Source organism: Paraburkholderia sp. BL17N1, assembly GCF_003634175.1.
Lineage (GTDB): Bacteria > Pseudomonadota > Gammaproteobacteria > Burkholderiales > Burkholderiaceae > Paraburkholderia.
This window is the reverse complement of sequence record NZ_RBIW01000003.1, coordinates 102,406-120,332: the sequence shown is the minus strand read 5'-3', so window position 1 is coordinate 120,332 and position 17,927 is coordinate 102,406. Positions and strand designations below refer to the sequence as shown.

Sequence of the window (17,927 nt, the reverse complement as noted above, 5' to 3'; positions counted from 1 at the left end):
AAACGCGCCACGCCCTGCCCCCTGCAGCTGCTGCTGACGCTGCATCCTCTGCATCCTCTGCATCCTCTGCATCCTCTGCATCCTCTGCATCCTCTGCATCCTCTGCATCCTCTGCATCCGGTTTTCCCGGCGCCGACGAGCTTGCCGTGCTGCGCGCGTGGTACGCCGGCGTGTCCGTGCGGCAGGCCGTGGCGCGTTACCTGCCCGCCGCACTCGGTGACGGGAAATCGGCGCGCGGCGTGCTCGGGCGCATCCGCGGCAAACTGCTGGACGTTGCGCGCGCGGCCCATCGCGACGATCTCGTCGCCCTCCTCACTCATCCGGTAGCGGGACGCGAGCAGCATGCAAAAGGCGTGGCGCAGGCGATCGACGCGCTGCGCACCGCGCGCCCGCCGGAACCGCAGATCGCCGACGACATCGCGCAGTGGTTTTCCCCGCGCGCGGCGCGCGTACTGCACGCGTACGGCATCACGACGCTCGCCGATCTCACCGTGCGCATTCCGCGCCGACGCCAGTGGTGGAAGGCCGTGCCGGGGCTCGGCACCGCGAGCGCCCGTTCGATCGAGGCGTTCTTCGCCGCCTGGCCTGCGCTCACGGACAGGGCGCGTGGGCTGGTGGTCGCGAGCCCGCGCGGCGACATCGTGCCGTGGGAAACCCTCAAACTGCCGCACGAGGTCGACGGCTCCGCCGGCACCTTCCGCGCACCGCCCGCCACCTGCACGCTCGACGCGTCCAACGACTACGAGGCCGTGCAGACGTGGCTGTCCCTGCACGAGTCGCCCGCCACGCAGCGGACCTACCGCAAGGAAGCCGAGCGGCTGATCCTCTGGGCCATCGTCGAACGCGGCCGCGCGCTGTCGTCGCTCACGACCGAAGACGCGATTGCGTACCGGACGTTCCTGCGCCATCCGTCGCCGCGGGGACGCTGGATCGGCCCGGTGCGCCCCCGCACGTCACCGGACAGGGTGCCGTTTAACGGCACCCTGTCGGCGCGCTCGGTCGCGCACGCGCTGTCGATTCTCGGCGCCCTGTTCCGCTGGCTGGTCGAACAGCGCTACGTGCTGGCCAATCCGTTTGCGGGCATCAAGGTGCGCGGCGGCAAGACGGCATCGGCGCTCGACGCGGCGCGCGCCTTTACCGACGGAGAATGGGCACTGCTACGTACGATCGCCGACGGCCTCGAATGGTCTTACGGCTGGACGGTTCCGGCCGCGCAGCGCTTGCGGTTCCTGCTCGATTTCGGCTTTGCGACGGGTTTGCGCGCGAGTGAGCTGGTCGGCGCGACGCTCGGCCACGTCGAGACGGACGCACGCGGCGAGCACTGGCTGCGCGTCACCGGCAAGGGCGGCAAGATGGCGCGGGTGGCGCTGCCGCCGCTCGCGTGGGACGCACTGGTCCGCTATCTGGCCGGGCGCCAGTTGCCGACTACTACTGCGCGCTGGCGGCCGGACACACCGGTCATCGGCAGCCTGGAAGCGGACAGTGACGCGGCCATCAGCAGTGTGCGGCTGTGGAGCGTGCTCGAGCGCTTTCTCGTCCTTGCCGCCAGTGCCATCGAGGCCGATCACCCGCCGCTCGCGGAGAAGCTGCGCCGCGCGAGCCTGCACTGGATGCGGCACACCCATGCCACGTATGCGCTGGGGCACGGCGCCGAACTCACCACGGTGCGCGACAACCTGCGGCACGCTTCCGTCTCGACGACGTCGATTTACCTGCACAGCGACGAAGTGAAGCGCGCACGGCAGATCGGCGAGGCTTTTACAAACCGGAGGTGAGAGTGCCCGGTCGCGTCACGGGCGCGCCTGTCAGCCGCCATCCGGTATGCCCGCCTGCGCGCTTCGCGATGCGAAGCAGCCTGTATCCTGATGCTGGCGACGATCGCCAACCTCATCAGACCGATACGCATACCGCTTTACCCGCATAAACGGCAACGCCCTGAAACCCGACATGGAAAAACCTGAATTCGAGCCGCAGATTCTGGCAAACCAGCAAGGCGTGTCATTCCGCCTCGTCATTGGGCACGCCCTCGTCGAATGCGTCATCACGACCGCAGCGCTGGAGGCCCACTTCTGGCTCGAAGACCGGGCCGACGACCTCCAGATCCTCAGGACCTTCCGCAACGGATACAGCCGCATCCGCGCGATCGCTGAACGCAAGCTGCTCGCGCACCCGGGCGTACGCGTCGAACTGACACCTAACGATTTCAGGCGCCACTGATCAAACCGGGCAACGCAGGTTACGCCACATCGTGGTCCGCAAGGAAATCAAAGGTTGCTCAACCCGGATGTCCCTTTTTCGGACGGACGAGACGGTGGCCCGCTATCATCCTTCTGCCAGACGGGGTTGTGGCGAAGCCAGGCGGGAGGGCGCGAGCGTTTGACGGTTAGTTGCGTTATGAATGCCGGGGCGCCTTGAGTACACACGGGTTGCTGCCCTATCTCGCAGCCATTGCTCCGTCAAAAGCCAGAACGATGATGTCCGTAACGTTGTGAGGTTCGAAGACCCCTGCTGCGTTCGGGCGCGGCCCGGCATCCGTGCCCGACCGCGTTCAATCGCACACGACTGTATGCGCCCCAGCGATGAGCCATGTATTTCGCGGGCCATCTACGGAAATGCTTCCCGCGCGGACGCCCGCTCCAGGCTGACAACTGAGCGGCCGGCGCTTGCCGAGCCCAACAACGTCTGGCTGCTCTGATAGTTGTTCGAATCGTCAACAAGTCCATGCAGGGCACCGTTACACCGAGCATTGCGGGGGGCGCGGTGCAGACAGCGTTCACCATTACTTGCAATCTCAAGTTACGGTTACGGCTTTCCTATTTCATCTGCTCCGGGTACGGAAGACTCCTTCCAAAGAAACAAGCTCAAGTAGCTTTGTCCATTACCGCACCTCCGGGCGGAAATCCCCGGCTCACTTCAGATTCATCAATCCGTTCACCCTGCGATTCAGAGCAAGCGGATTCGACTCTTTGAGAGCATCCGGCAACAGGTCGTCAGGCATGTCCTGATAGCTCACTGGACGGAGAAACCGGTCGATCGCCAGGCTGCCTACTGACGTGGAGCGGCCATCGGATGTCGAGGGGTAGGGGCCGCCATGGACCATCGCGTGGCCGACCTCCACACCAGTCCCAAAACCATTCACCAGAATGCGGCCGCTGCGTCGTTCCAGCGCCGGCAGGAACATGCGCACGTTGGGATGATCGGCAGCGTCGATATGCACGGCGGCGGTCAATTGCCCTTCGAGCGATTCGACCAGCGCCAGCATTGCCGCCAGGTCCGGGCAGCGTACGACGAGCGCCGCCGCCCCGAATATCTCCTCATGCAGTTCAGCGTGGCGATTGAAAGCGTCAGCGGTCGTGACGAACAGCGCTGCCCGCGCCTCTTGTGCTGTTTTCGGCTCATTGCCGCGCGCTGCCGTCTTTACTGCATCGTGCGCTGCAGTTCTGGCGACGGCCGTTTCGTACGCCTTGCGGATGTCGGGCGTCAGCATCGTGGCCGCGGGCGCATCGGCCAGTCCGGCGGCAGCGCCTTCGATGAACCGATCGAGATCGGGCGAGTCCACCGCGAGAATCAGACCAGGATTCGTACAGAACTGACCAGCACCGAGCGTGAGGGCCGCGGCAAATGCCAGCCCTATTGCCTCGGCGCGATTCGCCAGCGCGGCGGGGAACAGCAGGACGGGATTGACACTGCTCATCTCGGCGTAGACCGGAATCGGCTCAGGGCGCTGGGCTGCGAGCTTCATGAGCGCTGTTCCGCCACCCCGCGAACCCGTGAAGCCGACTGCCTTGATTCGGCGGTCGCCGACAAGACGTTGTGCAATGTCCCTCCCGCTGTCGAAGAGAAGTGAGAAGGTACCCTCAGGCATGCCGCAATCCCGAACCGCCTTCTGCACCGCCAGCGCGGCAAGTTCGGACGTTCCCGGATGCGCGGGATGTGCCTTGACGATGACCGGACAACCTGCCGCCAGCGCAGACGCCGTATCTCCGCCGGCCACTGAAAACGCCAGTGGAAAATTGCTCGCACCGAATACCGCCACAGGTCCGAGTGGAACATAGCGCAGGCGCAGATCCACGCGAGGAAGTGGCTTCCTTTCGCTATCGGCAGGGTCGATGCGAACCCCAAGAAAGTCTCCCTGACGCACGACAGCGGCAAACATCCGTAGCTGACCCACCGTGCGGCCGCGCTCGCTCTCGACCCGCGCACGCGGCAGACCAGTTTCCGCGACACAGCGCTCGATCAGGTCACCCTCCAAATCAAGGATGTTCTGCGCAATAGCCTCAAGAAAATCAGCTCTAGCGGGGAGCGAACCTTCCCGGTAGATGTCGAATGCCGACCAGGCCAGCGCGCAGGCGCGTTCTAGGTCGGCATAGGTAGCGCCGCCGAATGCCGGTTCGATCGTCTCCCCGGTTGCCGCGTGGACCGCACGGATCGACCCGTTCGTGCCCAGAACAGCCGTGTGACCTATCAACATTTTTCCTTCTATTCGCATAACTAAATTCTCAAGTGAGACTGCGTGTTTAACCTGAGCCATGTCCGCTGATATTCAATGAAAGATCAGCGGACCCACGGCAATGAAGCGGATACGACTCCGCTTTCCCGATATGCCCACGAAGAATGCTCGCGAGCAGTGCGCCGAACCCGAACTCCCACGGCGCAATGCGATGCGAATAGTTGACGGTGTTGACGAGTGCACCGAAGCGCGGGCTCGATATCGTCACCGTATCGCCGATCTGATGCGTGAACCCTTGCCCTGGCACGTTACGATCCGCGGTCGGTGCAAACAGCGTCCCGAGATACAGCATCATGCCGTCCGGGTATTGATGGTGAGGGCCCATCGCCTGCGCAACGAGTTCCGAGGGGTCCCGGCTGATGCGTTTCATGGAACTCGCCCCTGTCAGAACGTATCCATCTGTTCCTTCCACGCGCAGCGAAAGCTCCGCAGCCCGAACATCATCGAGACCGAACGTACTGTCGAAGAGGCGAATGAACGGGCCAATCGAGGCCGACGCGTTGTTGTCCTTCGCCTTGCCGAGCAGCAGTGCACTCCGGCCTTCGAAATCCCGAAGGTTGACGTCGTTCCCGAGCGCGGCGCCGACGATTTCCGCCCGGCTGGTCACCGCCAGCACGATTTCAGGCTCCGGGTTATTCCACTGCGAATTTTCATGAATTCCGATTTCGCTGCCGGTGCCCACAGCGGACATGGGTTGCGCTTTCGTGAAGATCTCCGCATCTGGACCGATGCCGACTTCCAGATACTGCGACCACATTCCTTCCTGAATTAGCACCTGGCGCACCGCGTCGGCTTGCTCAGACCCCGGGCGAACACTTGCGAGCCGATCGCCCAGCGCCGACATGACGCGCGCGCGCACTTCATCGGCCCGGCTCGCGTCGCCTCCCGAGCGCTCCTCGATCACCCGCTCCAGAAGGCTTTCGACGAAGGTCACACCGCTCGCCTTGACCGCCTGCAGGTCACATGGCGCGATGAGCCAGGGAGTGGAAGGATCGCGTCGATCGAAGGCGGAATTGGCAAGAACCGAGTCTAATCCCGCAAGCCTCGGCAGGTTCGCGGCGGCCTTCTTCAGCCGAAGTCCGATTTCCGGTTGCTCAAGCAGCGTGCTGGTCGTCAGCGCGGCCGGCGACACATCCAGCAGTTCGCCGCCGATAACAGCAACAGGACGCGGCGCGCCGAGATCGGGGCACCACGCGCGCCCGACGAGCACCGCCTGCTCCAGATCGTCAGGCAGCGCGGATCGATCATTTAATAGCATCTCTTTCTCCAACCTCGTATGGGTTATTTGCGGGCGTCGGTGCGGTACATGCTCCACCTATGTTGGACACCGGCTGCTCACATAATTGCGCTGATCTGCCAGGGGACGAATTCGTTTTGTCCGTAACCGTGCTGCTCACTACGGGAACGTGTCCCGGAGGCCACGTCGAGCAGCAGTTTGAACAGCACCGCGCCAAGTTGCTCGATCGTTGTGCTCCCTTCCAGCACTTCTCCGCAGTTCAGGTCCATATCGTCGGACTGACGTTGCCAGAGTGCCGTGTTTGTCGCGAGCTTTACCGACGGCGAGGGCGCGCAGCCGTAAGCCGAACCACGTCCCGTCGTGAAGCAGATCAGGTTCGCACCGCCGGCAACCTGGCCGGTAGCCGACACCGGGTCGTAGCCAGGGGTGTCCATGAACACCAGACCGCGCGCCCTAACCGGCTGGGCGTACTCGTACACCTCGACAAGGTTCGTCGACCCTGCCTTTGCGATGCCGCCCAGGGACTTCTCGAGGACGGTCGTCAAGCCACCGGCCTTATTGCCCGCCGACGGATTGTTGTTGATCTGCGCCCCTTGCCGTTGCGCGTACGCTTCCCACCACCTGATGCGATCGACCAGTTTCTGTCCCACTTCGGGCGTTACCGCGCGGCGGGTCAACAGGTGCTCGGCGCCATATATCTCCGGCGTCTCCGAGAGAATCGCCGTGCCGCCGTGCCGCACGAGCAAATCGACGGCTGCACCCAGCACGGGATTGGCCGTGACGCCCGAATATCCGTCCGACCCACCACATTGAAGGCCGATGGTGAGATGACTTGCCGAAACCGTTTCGCGCTTGACGTCGTTCGCGTAAGGCAACATCTGCCGGATCAGTTCGATACCCTTTGCAATTGTCAGCGTCGTGCCACCAGTGTCCTGAATCGTGAAGGTACGCAAGCGATCGTGTTCTTTGAGTCCCTGGGTTTCGAGCAGTCGCGAAATCTGATTCGTTTCACAGCCCAGGCCGATAACCAGCACGCTCGCGAAGTTGGGATGGCACGCATAGCCGCCAAGCGTGCGCTGGAGCATCGCGAGACCGTCGCCCTCGGAGTCGATGGCGCAACCCGAACCATGGGTGAGCGCGACGACGCCGTCCACATTCGGAAACGCGGCCAGCGCTTCGGGACGAATGTCACGGCGAAAATAGTCGGAAATGGCTCGCGCGACCGTCGCCGAGCAATTCACCGAGGTGAGAATGCCGATGTAATTGCGCGTAGCCGCACGGCCGTCTTCACGCACAATGCCCTGGAAGGTGGCGGGCTCGGTCGACGGGACGGTGGCACGCACGCCTTGACTGAATGCGTAGTCACGGGCGAATTCGCCCATCGCAAGATTATGCGTATGAACATGCTGCCCGGCGCGGATCGGCTGGCTCGCAAAGCCGATGATCTGGCCATACCGATGCACCGCCTGACCCTCGCCGATGTCCCGTGTCGCCACCTTGTGACCGGGTGGGATCAATCCCGAGACCGTCACCGCTTCCCCATCCAGCACCGTGCCGGACATAAGCTGATCGAGGGCGATGACGACATCGTCAGCGGGATTGAGTCGAATGACGCGAACCGGTCTGACCGCGGTCGATGCACCGGGCTTGCCCGCAACAGGGGACGACATGGAACTACTCCTTCGTTTCTCAATGCTTGACGACAGTTTCAGGACCGGCCGACCGGCGTCGCGCGACACGGGCTGCAGGCGTGTTCAGACGACATTTCATCCGGCGCTCCACGGCGTCTTGCAACGCGTGTACTCCAGTTGATAGAGCGTGGAGTCCGGGGCAACCGCACCGCTCGCCTGCAAAGCAGCGAGTCCGGCAATGAAAGCGTCTACCGCTGAGCGGACATAGTCGACGCGGCATCCTTCGATCATCACGATCCATGTCGGCACCTGGGTGCCTTCCGAACGCGCCTTCTTCTCCGCGGTTTCCACCTTGCTGACTGCCTCATCGGCCAGACACAGGTGCACGCCCGTGATGCCGCGCCGGTCGGCGAGCGGCGGCAAGACCTGCTGACGCAATCCCTTCACGACATTGTCTCGTGCCGACGAAGGCACATCAAAGCGCACCGTCGCGAGATTGGCGCCCTGCCCGACACCGTCCGAATACGCCACATGGCAGATCGAGCGGGCCACGCTGCGAAACGACGGAACGACCTGCTTCGTCCATGGCGTCGGCGAATTGAGCCGAAGCAGGTAGTCCTGCGCGCCGAGCACCTCTACGGTGTCGGCTTCATACAGATTGAAGTACTCGGGGCCCGCATCCAGCGCAATGTAGCGGCGGCCGCGCCTGAAGCCGGGAATTCCGGCGCGCTCCGGCATGTGTTCGCGGTTGTGCCACTCGTAGAATTCATCCTTCGCTTCCGGCAGCAGGTCATGCCAGATTGCGACCACGCCCGTTCCAGCAAGGCTCATATCTCCTCCTTCTATAGATCGAATCGTTTTATCGTGCCAACGGATATTCGCCGCGGCCCCACGCCGCGCCAAGCGCATCCGCGTACGGCAAGACCTTCTGGCTCTGCTCGCCGAGTGCGCTGCCGCCGAGGGTCATGGTGTCGCCCGCTTTCAGAAAGACGGGCGGCTTCTGACCGAGCCCGACGCCGGGCGGCGTCCCAGTGATAATGACGTCGCCAGGCATGAGCGGCATGAAGCGGCTGAGATATGCCACGATATGCGCGACGCTGAAAATCATCGTGCGTGTATTGCCCGTCTGACGACGCGTGCCGTTGACGTCGAGCCACAGGTCGAGCACCTGCGGGTCGGGCACTTCGTCACGCGTCACGAGCCACGGGCCGAGCGGGGCAAAAGAGAAGCCGCTTTTGCCCTTGGTCCACTGACCCTCGCGTTCGAGCTGATACGCGCGTTCGGACACGTCATTGGCAAGGCAGTAACCCGCCACATGATCGAGGGCGGCGGCTTCATCGATCTGCCAGGCGGGTTTGCCGATCACCACGCCCAGTTCAACCTCCCAATCCAGCTTTTGCGCGTCTGCCGGCAGGATGACCGGATCGTTCGGACCGCTGATCGAACCCGTATGCTTGTTGAACACGACGGGTTCCCGCGGTATCGGCGTATCGGTTTCAGCGGCATGGTCGGTGTAGTTCAGACCAATGCACACGAGGTTACGGACATTGCCGATACAGGCGCCAAGGCGCGTGCCCGCTTCCACGACGGGCAGGTGATTCAGATCGAGTTCGCTCAGCTTTGCAAGGGCCGCTGGGGAAACAGTCGTTCCATCGATGTCGTCGACGATGCCGGTCAGATCGCGGATCGCCCCTCTCGAATCGATGACACCGGGATGCTCCTGACCAGGCTGGCCGAAACGGACGAGACGCATTTGAAGACTCCTATCAAGACAAAAAACGTATGGGCAACGTGCCGAGATCACCAAAGCCGATCTGCAACTCGCTGCCGGTCGGCAATTCGAGTACGCCCGCGTAAGAGCCCGTGATCACAGCCTGGCCGGCATGCAATCCAAGGCCGCGGAGGCGGAGAAAGTTGGCGAGCCACACGATCGGCGCGAGCACGCTGCGATCAGGGTGGCGGCCTGCAAAGCTGACCGTGTCCTCTCCGGCGCGAGCCAGACTGACGGTGAATTCGACAGGGAGATCGGCCGGCGTCGCGCCCTCGCGCATCTCGACGCGCGGCCCAATGACGAGACCTGCATTGAACAGGCCGTCCGCCAGCAATTCAGGAAACGTCAGCGATTCCGGATGCGCATAGCGACTGCCCAGCAGTTCGAGCGCGAGGTGAACATTCCCGAGGGCGTCGAGCACCTCGGCTTCGCCATAGGCTGCGCTGCGTGGCGGCAGATCGCGAGCTAGCAAACAGGCGAGTTCCGGCTCTGCCCTTACACAGGACTGCCCGGGCACGGCGCGAATGCGGCATTGGGCGCCTCGATGGATAACGGCGTCATAGATTGGCGCAGCGATGAGTTTGCCCGCCGGCGGCAGCGCGCATTTCCACGCGCCGGCCTGCCAACCGAGCTGATCGCCCACTTTTCGCTGGATCGCGAAACCCTCGTCCAGATTCGTGGGCCGCAGTTCGATGGGAAGACGCTCCGCGAGCGTGCCTTGCCGGCGCGCCGCGACGAGAAGACGTGCTGTTTGGTCTTCCAGCGCGGGGAGTCGCTCGAGAGCCGGAGCTGCGGCCGGCGTGTTCATGCCGCCTCGCTCGCATGCGAGCCGACGCTCTGGCGCGGCCACACGGCACCGAGCTTCTCGGTTGCTTCCTGGAGTAGCGCGTAAAAAGCCTCATAACGGTCCGGCTGAACCCGCATGACCGGTCCGGCAATACTCATCGTGCCGACCACCGCGCCGTCAATCAGCGAACGCACCGGCACCGCGAGAGCCACGACGCCGGGCTCGGCCTCTTCGACGACAAGCCCGTAGCCACGGTGCCGGGTCCGCTCCAACTCCGGAATCAGCTGCTCGACGCTGCTGATGGCCTTCGGCGCATACACGCCGCTGGCGGCGGGTTTGCCGAGTCCACCGCGCAGTGCGTGTTCAATCGCCTCGTCGTTGGACATGGTCGCCAGCCATACCTTGCCGTTGGCCGTGGCGTGCAAGACGATGGGCTTGTCCATAGACGGCGAATACATCAGACCAGGCGCCGCACCTTGGGACGACGCCAGCCACGCGAGCGTTCCTTCGTTGACGACCGTCAACCGAACCAGTTCGCGGCACTGAGCCGCGACTCCGTCCAGGATCGGCTGCACCAGGCCCGGCAGACCGAGCCCATGCAGATACCGCTGCCCGAGCAACGACAGCTTCAGGGTCAGCCGGTACTGGGACGTCTGTTCATCCTGTTCCGCCCACCCCTGCTCGCACAGTTGCGCAAGCACCCGGTGAGCGGGCCCTTTTTCCAGCTCGAGTTCGGCGGCGATATCGGACATACGCATCCAGCGCGCCTCACGTGCGAGCAACTCAATCGCCTGAAGCGACCGGTCAACTGCTCCCTTGACAACTCTCATAATTGACGTAACATGATTCTTATTGGAACGGTGTTACAACAATAGACAAGAAACACCGGAAAGTCAATCACAAATGGAGACAGGCATGAACCCTAGTGCACCGGCGAGGCCCGACGGCAAGCGCCAATCGAAGGTTGCAGCAGCCAGCGGCTGGATCGGCTCGGCGCTCGAGTACTACGACTTTTTTATCTACGCGACCGCAGCCTCGTTGCTGTTCCCGCAACTCTTCTTTCCCTCTGACAATCCGACGGTGGGCATCATTGCTTCACTGGCGACCTTTGGCGTGGGCTACGTCGCCCGACCGATTGGCGCCATGGTGCTCGGACACATTGGCGACCGACACGGCCGCAAGACAGTGCTGATCTTTTGCATGTTCCTGATGGGCTTTGCAACGATGTGTGTGGGCCTCTTGCCCACTTACAAGCAGGTCGGTGTGTGGGCTCCGGTGTTGCTCGTCATCCTGCGACTCATCCAGGGGTTTGCAGTCGCAGGCGAGATGTCCGGCGCCAGTTCCATGATTCTTGAACATGCGCCATTCGGACGGCGGGGATACTTTGCGAGCTTCACCCTTCAAGGGGTGCAAGCGGGGCAGCTCCTTGCGGCAGCTGTCTTCCTGCCGCTCGCGCATTTCATGCCCAAAGACCAGTTTGCATCGTGGGGCTGGCGCATTCCGTTCCTGCTGAGCATCGTCGTGATCATCGCCGGCTACATCATTCGCCGTCAGGTAGATGAAACCCCCGCTTTTTCCGAAGAGCAGACACACGGGAAAGTTCCGGCCTCGCCGGTCATCGAGGTCCTTAGCGAGAGTTGGGGCGACGTGTTACGCGTCGTCGGCATGGCGCTCGCCGCCGTCACCGCGCTCCTTGCGACCGTGTTCGGCGCCACCTATGCAGTCCAGCCGGCGTACGGGATCGGCTTTCCTGCCGGCGTCTATCTGTGGGTGCCGGTCCTCGGCAACCTTTGCTCAGTGATACTGATCCCCATTGTCGGCAACCTCTCGGACAAGATTGGCCGCAGGCTCCCGATTCTGGTCGGTGTTGTGAGCTCCGGGATCCTCTCTTTCGGCTACCTGTACGCCATCAGCGTCCACAGTATATGGCTCTCACTAGTCTTCTCGGTGCTCATGTGGGGCGTCGCTTACCAGGGCTTCAACGGCGTGTTCCCGAGCCTCTTCCCCGAACTGTTCCGCACGCGCGTGCGCGTCTCCGGCATGGCGATCGGACAAAACGTCGGGACGACTTTGTGTGCCTTGCTGCCGTCGCTTTTCGTCGCACTCGCGCCTCCGGGGTCCGCCCATATCCCGCTGAAGATAGGTTTTCTCACCTTCGGCATTTGTCTGGTTGCCGCGTTCGCCGCGTTCACTACACGAGAAACGTACCGTATTCGCCTTGACGATCTGGGCGACCGCAATGCGGTCCCCGTACCGAAGGCCGAATATGAACGCCTGCGCAGTGAAGCTATCGCTCGGACGATCAAGGATGCCGATGCAGGCGAGCTTGCCAATGAACTGCGGTCTTAGCCGCCGCGACCGCCGTATTCGTCGCGCCGCGCGCGGGGCGCAAGTCACGCTGGGCCGTCGAGCCGCGCGATTTGCCATCCGCAATTACTGTGAGTACCCGAAGCAATGGAGGAGAAAGGCACATGCACAACGAAGGCACGCCGCGTTACAACGGCCCGCGTGAACTCGCGCAGTCCCTAAGCGCGTTGTCGCAAATCAGCGCGTCCGAGAACCCCTGGACTCAGGAGGGCCTGCGCGCCGACTCAGAGTATCGCGACCTCGGGCTCGCCACCGCCACCAACGGTCGCATCGGGGCGAAGCATATTCGCGCGCTTGAGCCGTTCACCGCACCCACTGGCTGGCACTGGCATGACATGACCGCGCACTACCTCTACGTGCTGCGTGGATCGATCACGTTCCGATTTGCCGGGGTGGACAGCGATGTCACGCTCAGCGCCGGTGACGGCCTGTCCCAGCCCGCCGGCGTTCCGCACAACGTGATGTGGCGCTCGGATGACCTCGAAGTGATCGAGATCAACGAGCCGGCGGTCTTCGGAACATGGGATCTGGCTCAACCGCCGGCACCATGGAAATAGCAAACAGGCGCATCGAGCTTTCGTGAATGCGGGCTTTCTTCATAACGCACGTTGTACGTCGCAACAGGTGGACACCTCGACGCTGTACGCCGTAGCGAATGTGCAGGAATCGACCTTCGTTTTACATTGGATATCAAGCCGCAATGCAATTACATATCTCTGGCACAACGCGACTCTATGGATTGGTAGGCGACCCGTTGAGCGCGGCGAAATCGCCACAATTGTTGAACCGGCTGTTTATCGAGCAGCACGCCGACGCGGCCTGCGTCCCCTTCTGGGTCAAGGGAGATAACCTGCCGGCCTTCGTCGGCGGTGCACGAGCGATGGGCAATCTGTCCGGCATGCTGGTCACCATGCCTCATAAGGAACGGATGCTCGCATTTGTCGACGAGCTCGATGCGACTGCTCGTCAGGTGGGCGCGCTCAACGTCATTCGCTGCGAAGCAGACGGACGCTGGGTCGGCGCGATATTTGACGGCGTCGGCTGCGTCCTTGGAATGCAGTGGGAAGGCAACCATCCGGCAAATAAGTCGGTGCTTCTCGTTGGCGCGGGAGGCGCGGGCCGAGCCATCGCATTCGCCGTCGCCTCCGCGGGCGCTAGCAGGCTGACCATATCGGACGTCGATAAGCGTCGGGCCGACGATCTCGCGGCAGCTGTCGCTGTTGCGACGGGCTGCGATACACGCTCGGCCCCCGCCGATCCACACGGCTTCGAGGTCGTGATCAATGCAACGCCGCTTGGCATGAAAGCGAACGATGCCATGCCAGTCGATCCAGAGCGGCTTGCGCCCGGTGCCATCGTCGTAGACATCGTCAATTCGGCGGAGCCGACGCCGCTTCGCCTCGCCGCGCACGCGCGCGGGTGCCGCACTCAGGATGGCGGTCCGATGCACCAGGGACAGGCGCTGTATGCCTTGCGCTTCCTTGGATTCGACTACCGTCCCGATGGACGATCACTACCGAACGGCGCACTACGATGAATGCCGAGTCAGGCGACATAGCTGACGACGGTGCGGAACATAAGGAAAGCGCCAAGGCTGGTTATCAACTGACTTCTGGTGGAACAGTCGCGAGATATCTCAAGGGAGAATACGTATGAGAGTTGCATTGATAGAGGCTAGCCATTGGCATGTCCCACTTTACCTTGATGCGCTTGAAGCGCCAGGAATTCAGGTCGTTGCAGTGTCGGATGCCGAGCACCTGAAGGGTGAGGCGATTGCCGCACGATTCGGAAGCAGGTTGTACTCGTCGGCCTATGAGTTGCTCGAGCGCGAGGAGGTCGATTTCGCATTTGTGTTCGGTCGGCATTCTGAAATGCCGGCGCTCGCTGAGGCGGTGATCGCACGCAACATTCCCTTCGCACTCGAAAAGCCGTGTGGGATCAACATGTCGCAAGTCACCCGGCTTCGCACCCTGGCCGAGGAAGCCAATCTCTATTGCGCGGTACCGTTGATCTTCCGGATGAGTGAGTTGCTCCGCTCGCTCGAAGATGCGGAGGGCCGCATACCGTCGGATTTCAACTTCATGTCGTTCCGCTTCGTTGTGGGTCCGCCCGATCGATACGAAGCGGCAGGCGCCGGCTGGGCGCTCGATCCCGTCTATTCCGGCGGCGGTTCGACAATCAACGTGGCCACGCACTTCATCGACTTGTTCAGATTGCTCACCGGCAAGGAAATCGCCCGCGTCTCCGCCATCATGAACTCAAGAACCCATCGGGGTGCCGTAGAAGACTATTCGCTGCTGACCATGCAAACCGAAGACGGCGTGATTGGCCTGGTGGAGACGGGGTACAGCTTTCCCAGTACCGTTGAGGAGCAGCGGGAATTTTCTTTTACCCTTGCTTCCGATCGACTGTATGTGAAATCCGGACCGGACCGAATCGAGATTCGTGACAGGAACAACCTTTCGGCCGGCACGCGAAGCCGCCGCCTCCAGCTAGAGACCGACGTCTACTACCCGCTCTTCGTCAAGCGGGTGCTCGCCGAAAGCCAGAGTGGCGCGAAACCGATCGCGTCGTTACGCGATGCGGAGCTGATGATGCAAGTCATGGACGCCGCCTACGCTTCGGCCCGGCAGGGCGGAGCACTTCAGACGTTGAGGCCAATTTACGTGTGACTGAGCCGTCGGATCGTAGTGTTCTAGGCCAAAAAGGATTGCCACACAGGGCACAACTCAGCTCCGTGTGAAAACATCCTGGGAACGCCATCCCGCCACATATCTCGCGCTACGGCCTCCGTCGCGGTGCGAACGTTGCGGCTTTTACGGTCAACGGAAGGATGCAGCTTTCCATCCACACTTTCGGAAATTTTCAAGCTGGATGTCGCCTCAACGGTTTAGATTCAGGCGGCTTTTTGCTCCTCTTGGCGTAGACCGTATTAAAGCTGTCACCGTCGCGTCAATAAAAGTGTCAACAGGCGACCATACGGATCGCTGACGGCGGCAGAGCCTGACTGAGCAACCATTTGCACCGTGCGAAATAAATTTGTAGGCAAACCAGATCCGCGGGCTGACCTCCGAGTACGGCATCGTGGCGCCCAGAGAGATTCTCCAGTTGCGCCGAGCTGTTCCTGTCTGGCCGGAGGATGTAGACAGCGGTCTGAGCGACCGTTTCCGACGTCTGCTCAAGGGGTTGTGGGAGGATCTGCGTTCCCTGGACGACCGGATCCCCGAACTCGACCGCGAAATTGCCGCAATTGCGGCATCCGATCCAGTCGCCAGGCGTTTGCAGCAATTACGTGGCGTCGGACCGATGGTTGCAACCGCGTTGATCGCAACCGTGGGTAATGCCCGACAGTTTGCAAGCGGCCGGCAGATGGCCGCATCGCTCGGATTGACGCCCAGACAAAACAGCTCCGGGGGCAAAGAGTGGCTGCTAGGAATTAGCAAAAGAGGCGACGCTTACGTGCGTTGCCTGTTAATTCACGGTGCGCGCGCAATGATCCAGATGGCCAGACGACGGACCGATGCACTAAGGCTGTGGGTCATGCGTATTGCGGGCAAGCGGCATCCGAATGTCGCCGCCGTAGCGCTAGCAAACAAGACTGCCAGAATCGCCTGGGCGATGATCACGCGGGAAACGGACTATCAGCCGGAACTTGCCGCACATTGAAACTGTAAGTAACCAGCAGTACCTTCATCCACGGTTGCAAAACAAGCCGCACGATGGCCAACAGGTCGAACCTGCGCTGATCAAACCCGTGACTGACCGAGGCCTCGAGCCCGTAGGAGCGATTGGGAGTCAGCGTCAGGGGGCGCAATGCCTCTCGCTATGTCTCCGCCTCGGCCTTACCTGCACGCGTGATAGGCCTTCTTGCGCTTCCTGCTGGCGGGAGAGCTTGCGCACTAGAATGCGTATGCGGGCGGCCTCTGGACGGTCGAGCTAAACTCGCACCACAGGTTGCAGTTGCGTTCGAATGGCGCCGCTATGCGGTTCGTTCTACCCGCCCGCGGTATCTACGACAATGCAAGGTGAACCATGCACAAACTTCGCAATCTAGCCGGGCCCCTACGCGTTTTCGATGCGGTATGCCGCGAGGGCGGGATCATAAAAGCGGCCAACGCGCTGCATGTAACTCCGGGGGCCGTGAGTCAGCAAATCAAGTCGCTAGAGTCCAACTTAGGCATCGTCCTCCTTCGCAGGCAGGGGCGCGAAGTCGAACTTACAGAATTAGGAGAAGCGCTTGGCCTGCGAGTTGCCGATGCGTTCGACAGGATGGAAAAGGGCATTCGGGACGTATGTGCATCGCCGAGCGCCCGCCAGCTTCATCTTAAAGTAACCCCGAGTCTGGCAATTCGATGGTTGCTCCCGCGATTGCCAAGCTTCTACGCGCAGTGTAGCGATGTCGACCTGGTGATTCAGTCCTCGTCAACGCCTGGCGACTGGGGCCTTGACCAGGCTGATTTTGTGGTTCGACACGGGATGGGTGATTGGGAAGGGATGCTAGCTGTTCATCTTTTCGACGACGCATTGACACCGGTATGCGACCCGGAAACAGCAAAGCAGTTACGCAATCCGGAGGATCTTGGCAATTTTAAGTTGTTGCATTCACTTATGAGAGCGGACGCCTGGGACACATGGTTTCGTTCGCTTGGCATCGACCACCGTCCTCCTACCACGAACCTGTCGCTCGCCAATGCGGTGACAAGCTATGAAGCGGCCGCCGATGGACTGGGCGTTGCCATCGCCCAGCTGAGTTATGTCGAAGGCGATCTCAAGACGGGCCGTCTTGTTGCGCCCTTCGATCATGTAGCAAGGCTGTCTTCTGGTTATTACCTAGTCAGCGACCTGTCGCGCGTCGAGACCCCGCCTGTGAAAGCTTTTCGCAAATGGGTGAGTTCGCTCAAGTAAGTTACAACAGTTTAGAAAAACTAAACGGAGGCAAAAACAAATGAAATGACGCGGATGCCAGTCCATTGGAATATGTCTCATGAGGTAGCAAGCCGCTACCACCTATGATTGAGGAGACATCTAATGGCTTGGGCTTTGCAGGACCGAACGTGTTTGGTCGGTGTTGGCACAACAGCGTATGGCTCGTTCCCTGAAAGTAACTCTGACGGCCTGGCCGCGACTGCACTTCTGGCTGCAATTGACGACGCCGGGCTGGACGTGTCGCAGATCGATGGCATTATTGGAAACAGGATACCGTCCACAGAGCGCTTCTGCGAGATGGTCGGGTTGAAGACACGGTTTTCGCTGCAGACCGAGGCACCCGGCCGATTCTCAGCGATCTCGCTCATGCTTGCGGCCCAGGCGCTGCAAGCTGGTGAAGCCAACTATATTGCGCTGGTCTACGGCAACCACGGGCGCTCACAGAAGATGGCCTATGGCGGCGGCGATGGCGTCTGGTCACCTTGGGGCATGACGTCTCCAGGCGCGATTCACGCGATGATGTGGCAACAGCACATGCACCGGTACGGAACGACGTCCGAAGACCTCGCGCACGTCGCAGTCGCGTTTCTGTCGTCGGCGACCTGAAAGTCGTCAAAAACTGACGGTGTGAAAGTGTCTTTTCTTCCTGGTTTTTCTTCTAAGTCGTCTCTCTAAAGGCTGGCTTTTCTTCGGCGACT

At 61.7% G+C, this 17,927-nt stretch carries 16 protein-coding genes; 9 read left to right on the top strand and 7 right to left on the bottom strand.

Going from position 1 to position 17,927, the window contains the following annotated elements; all coding sequences use genetic code 11:
• The first annotated feature begins 14 nt into the window (after window positions 1-14).
• Together B0G82_RS36325 and B0G82_RS36320 are read left to right on the top strand one after the other, a co-directional pair.
• The gene (locus tag B0G82_RS36325) at window positions 15-1,775 is read left to right on the top strand and encodes a phage integrase family protein (protein WP_277872823.1); all 1,761 of its coding nucleotides are present in this window, start codon (window positions 15-17) and stop codon (window positions 1,773-1,775) included.
• Window positions 1,776-1,947: 172 nt separating this feature from the next.
• Window positions 1,948-2,217, top strand: a complete 270-nt coding sequence (locus B0G82_RS36320; RefSeq protein ID WP_121311151.1) for a DUF1488 family protein — start codon at window positions 1,948-1,950, stop codon at window positions 2,215-2,217.
• A 691-nt stretch (window positions 2,218-2,908) separates the two neighbouring features.
• Here the strand turns inward: B0G82_RS36320 and B0G82_RS36315 are convergent.
• From B0G82_RS36315 to B0G82_RS36285, 7 genes are all read right to left on the bottom strand, one after another.
• Window positions 2,909-4,489: an aldehyde dehydrogenase (NADP(+)) gene (locus B0G82_RS36315; RefSeq protein ID WP_121311150.1), complete on the bottom strand. Its 1,581-nt coding sequence runs from the start codon at window positions 4,487-4,489 to the stop codon at window positions 2,909-2,911.
• Window positions 4,490-4,517: 28 nt separating this feature from the next.
• The gene (locus B0G82_RS36310) at window positions 4,518-5,768 is read right to left on the bottom strand and encodes a fumarylacetoacetate hydrolase family protein (protein WP_241975155.1); all 1,251 of its coding nucleotides are present in this window, start codon (window positions 5,766-5,768) and stop codon (window positions 4,518-4,520) included.
• Between the two features lie 77 nt (window positions 5,769-5,845).
• The gene (locus B0G82_RS36305; RefSeq protein WP_121311149.1) at window positions 5,846-7,417 is read right to left on the bottom strand and encodes an altronate dehydratase family protein; all 1,572 of its coding nucleotides are present in this window, start codon (window positions 7,415-7,417) and stop codon (window positions 5,846-5,848) included.
• Window positions 7,418-7,513: 96 nt separating this feature from the next.
• Window positions 7,514-8,209: a hypothetical protein gene (locus tag B0G82_RS36300; protein ID WP_121311148.1), complete on the bottom strand. Its 696-nt coding sequence runs from the start codon at window positions 8,207-8,209 to the stop codon at window positions 7,514-7,516.
• Window positions 8,210-8,237: 28 nt separating this feature from the next.
• Window positions 8,238-9,131: a fumarylacetoacetate hydrolase family protein gene (locus B0G82_RS36295; protein WP_121311147.1), complete on the bottom strand. Its 894-nt coding sequence runs from the start codon at window positions 9,129-9,131 to the stop codon at window positions 8,238-8,240.
• A 13-nt stretch (window positions 9,132-9,144) separates the two neighbouring features.
• Window positions 9,145-9,957 carry a fumarylacetoacetate hydrolase family protein gene (locus tag B0G82_RS36290; RefSeq protein ID WP_121311146.1) on the bottom strand — a complete coding sequence of 271 codons (813 nt, stop codon included), beginning with the start codon at window positions 9,955-9,957 and terminating at the stop codon, window positions 9,145-9,147.
• Window positions 9,954-10,766, bottom strand: a complete 813-nt coding sequence (locus tag B0G82_RS36285; RefSeq protein ID WP_121311145.1) for an IclR family transcriptional regulator — start codon at window positions 10,764-10,766, stop codon at window positions 9,954-9,956. Before B0G82_RS36285 ends, B0G82_RS36290 begins: the two co-directional genes overlap by 4 nt.
• Before the next feature lie 85 nt (window positions 10,767-10,851).
• On the opposite strand from B0G82_RS36285, the gene B0G82_RS36280 reads away from it, so the two are divergent.
• The 7 genes from B0G82_RS36280 (at window position 10,852) to B0G82_RS36250 (ending at window position 17,835) form a co-directional block, all read left to right on the top strand.
• On the top strand, window positions 10,852-12,285 hold the full coding sequence (locus tag B0G82_RS36280) for an MFS transporter (protein WP_121311144.1): 1,434 nt from the start codon (window positions 10,852-10,854) through the stop codon (window positions 12,283-12,285).
• Between the two features lie 122 nt (window positions 12,286-12,407).
• Window positions 12,408-12,860, top strand: coding sequence for a cupin domain-containing protein (locus B0G82_RS36275; protein ID WP_121311143.1), 453 nt, complete (start codon window positions 12,408-12,410; stop codon window positions 12,858-12,860).
• 143 nt (window positions 12,861-13,003) lie between these two features.
• Window positions 13,004-13,840, top strand: coding sequence for a shikimate dehydrogenase (locus B0G82_RS36270; RefSeq protein WP_121311142.1), 837 nt, complete (start codon window positions 13,004-13,006; stop codon window positions 13,838-13,840).
• Window positions 13,841-13,955: 115 nt separating this feature from the next.
• Complete coding sequence (locus tag B0G82_RS36265) at window positions 13,956-14,975, top strand: Gfo/Idh/MocA family oxidoreductase (RefSeq protein WP_121311141.1); 1,020 nt, start codon at window positions 13,956-13,958, stop codon at window positions 14,973-14,975.
• Between the two features lie 382 nt (window positions 14,976-15,357).
• Entirely contained in the window at window positions 15,358-15,969 is a 612-nt protein-coding gene (locus B0G82_RS36260) for an IS110 family transposase (protein ID WP_277872822.1), read from the top strand.
• 366 nt (window positions 15,970-16,335) lie between these two features.
• Window positions 16,336-17,208 carry a LysR substrate-binding domain-containing protein gene (locus B0G82_RS36255; protein WP_121311140.1) on the top strand — a complete coding sequence of 291 codons (873 nt, stop codon included), beginning with the start codon at window positions 16,336-16,338 and terminating at the stop codon, window positions 17,206-17,208.
• Window positions 17,209-17,331: 123 nt separating this feature from the next.
• Complete coding sequence (locus tag B0G82_RS36250; protein WP_121311139.1) at window positions 17,332-17,835, top strand: hypothetical protein; 504 nt, start codon at window positions 17,332-17,334, stop codon at window positions 17,833-17,835.
• The last annotated feature ends 92 nt before the right edge of the window (window positions 17,836-17,927 follow it).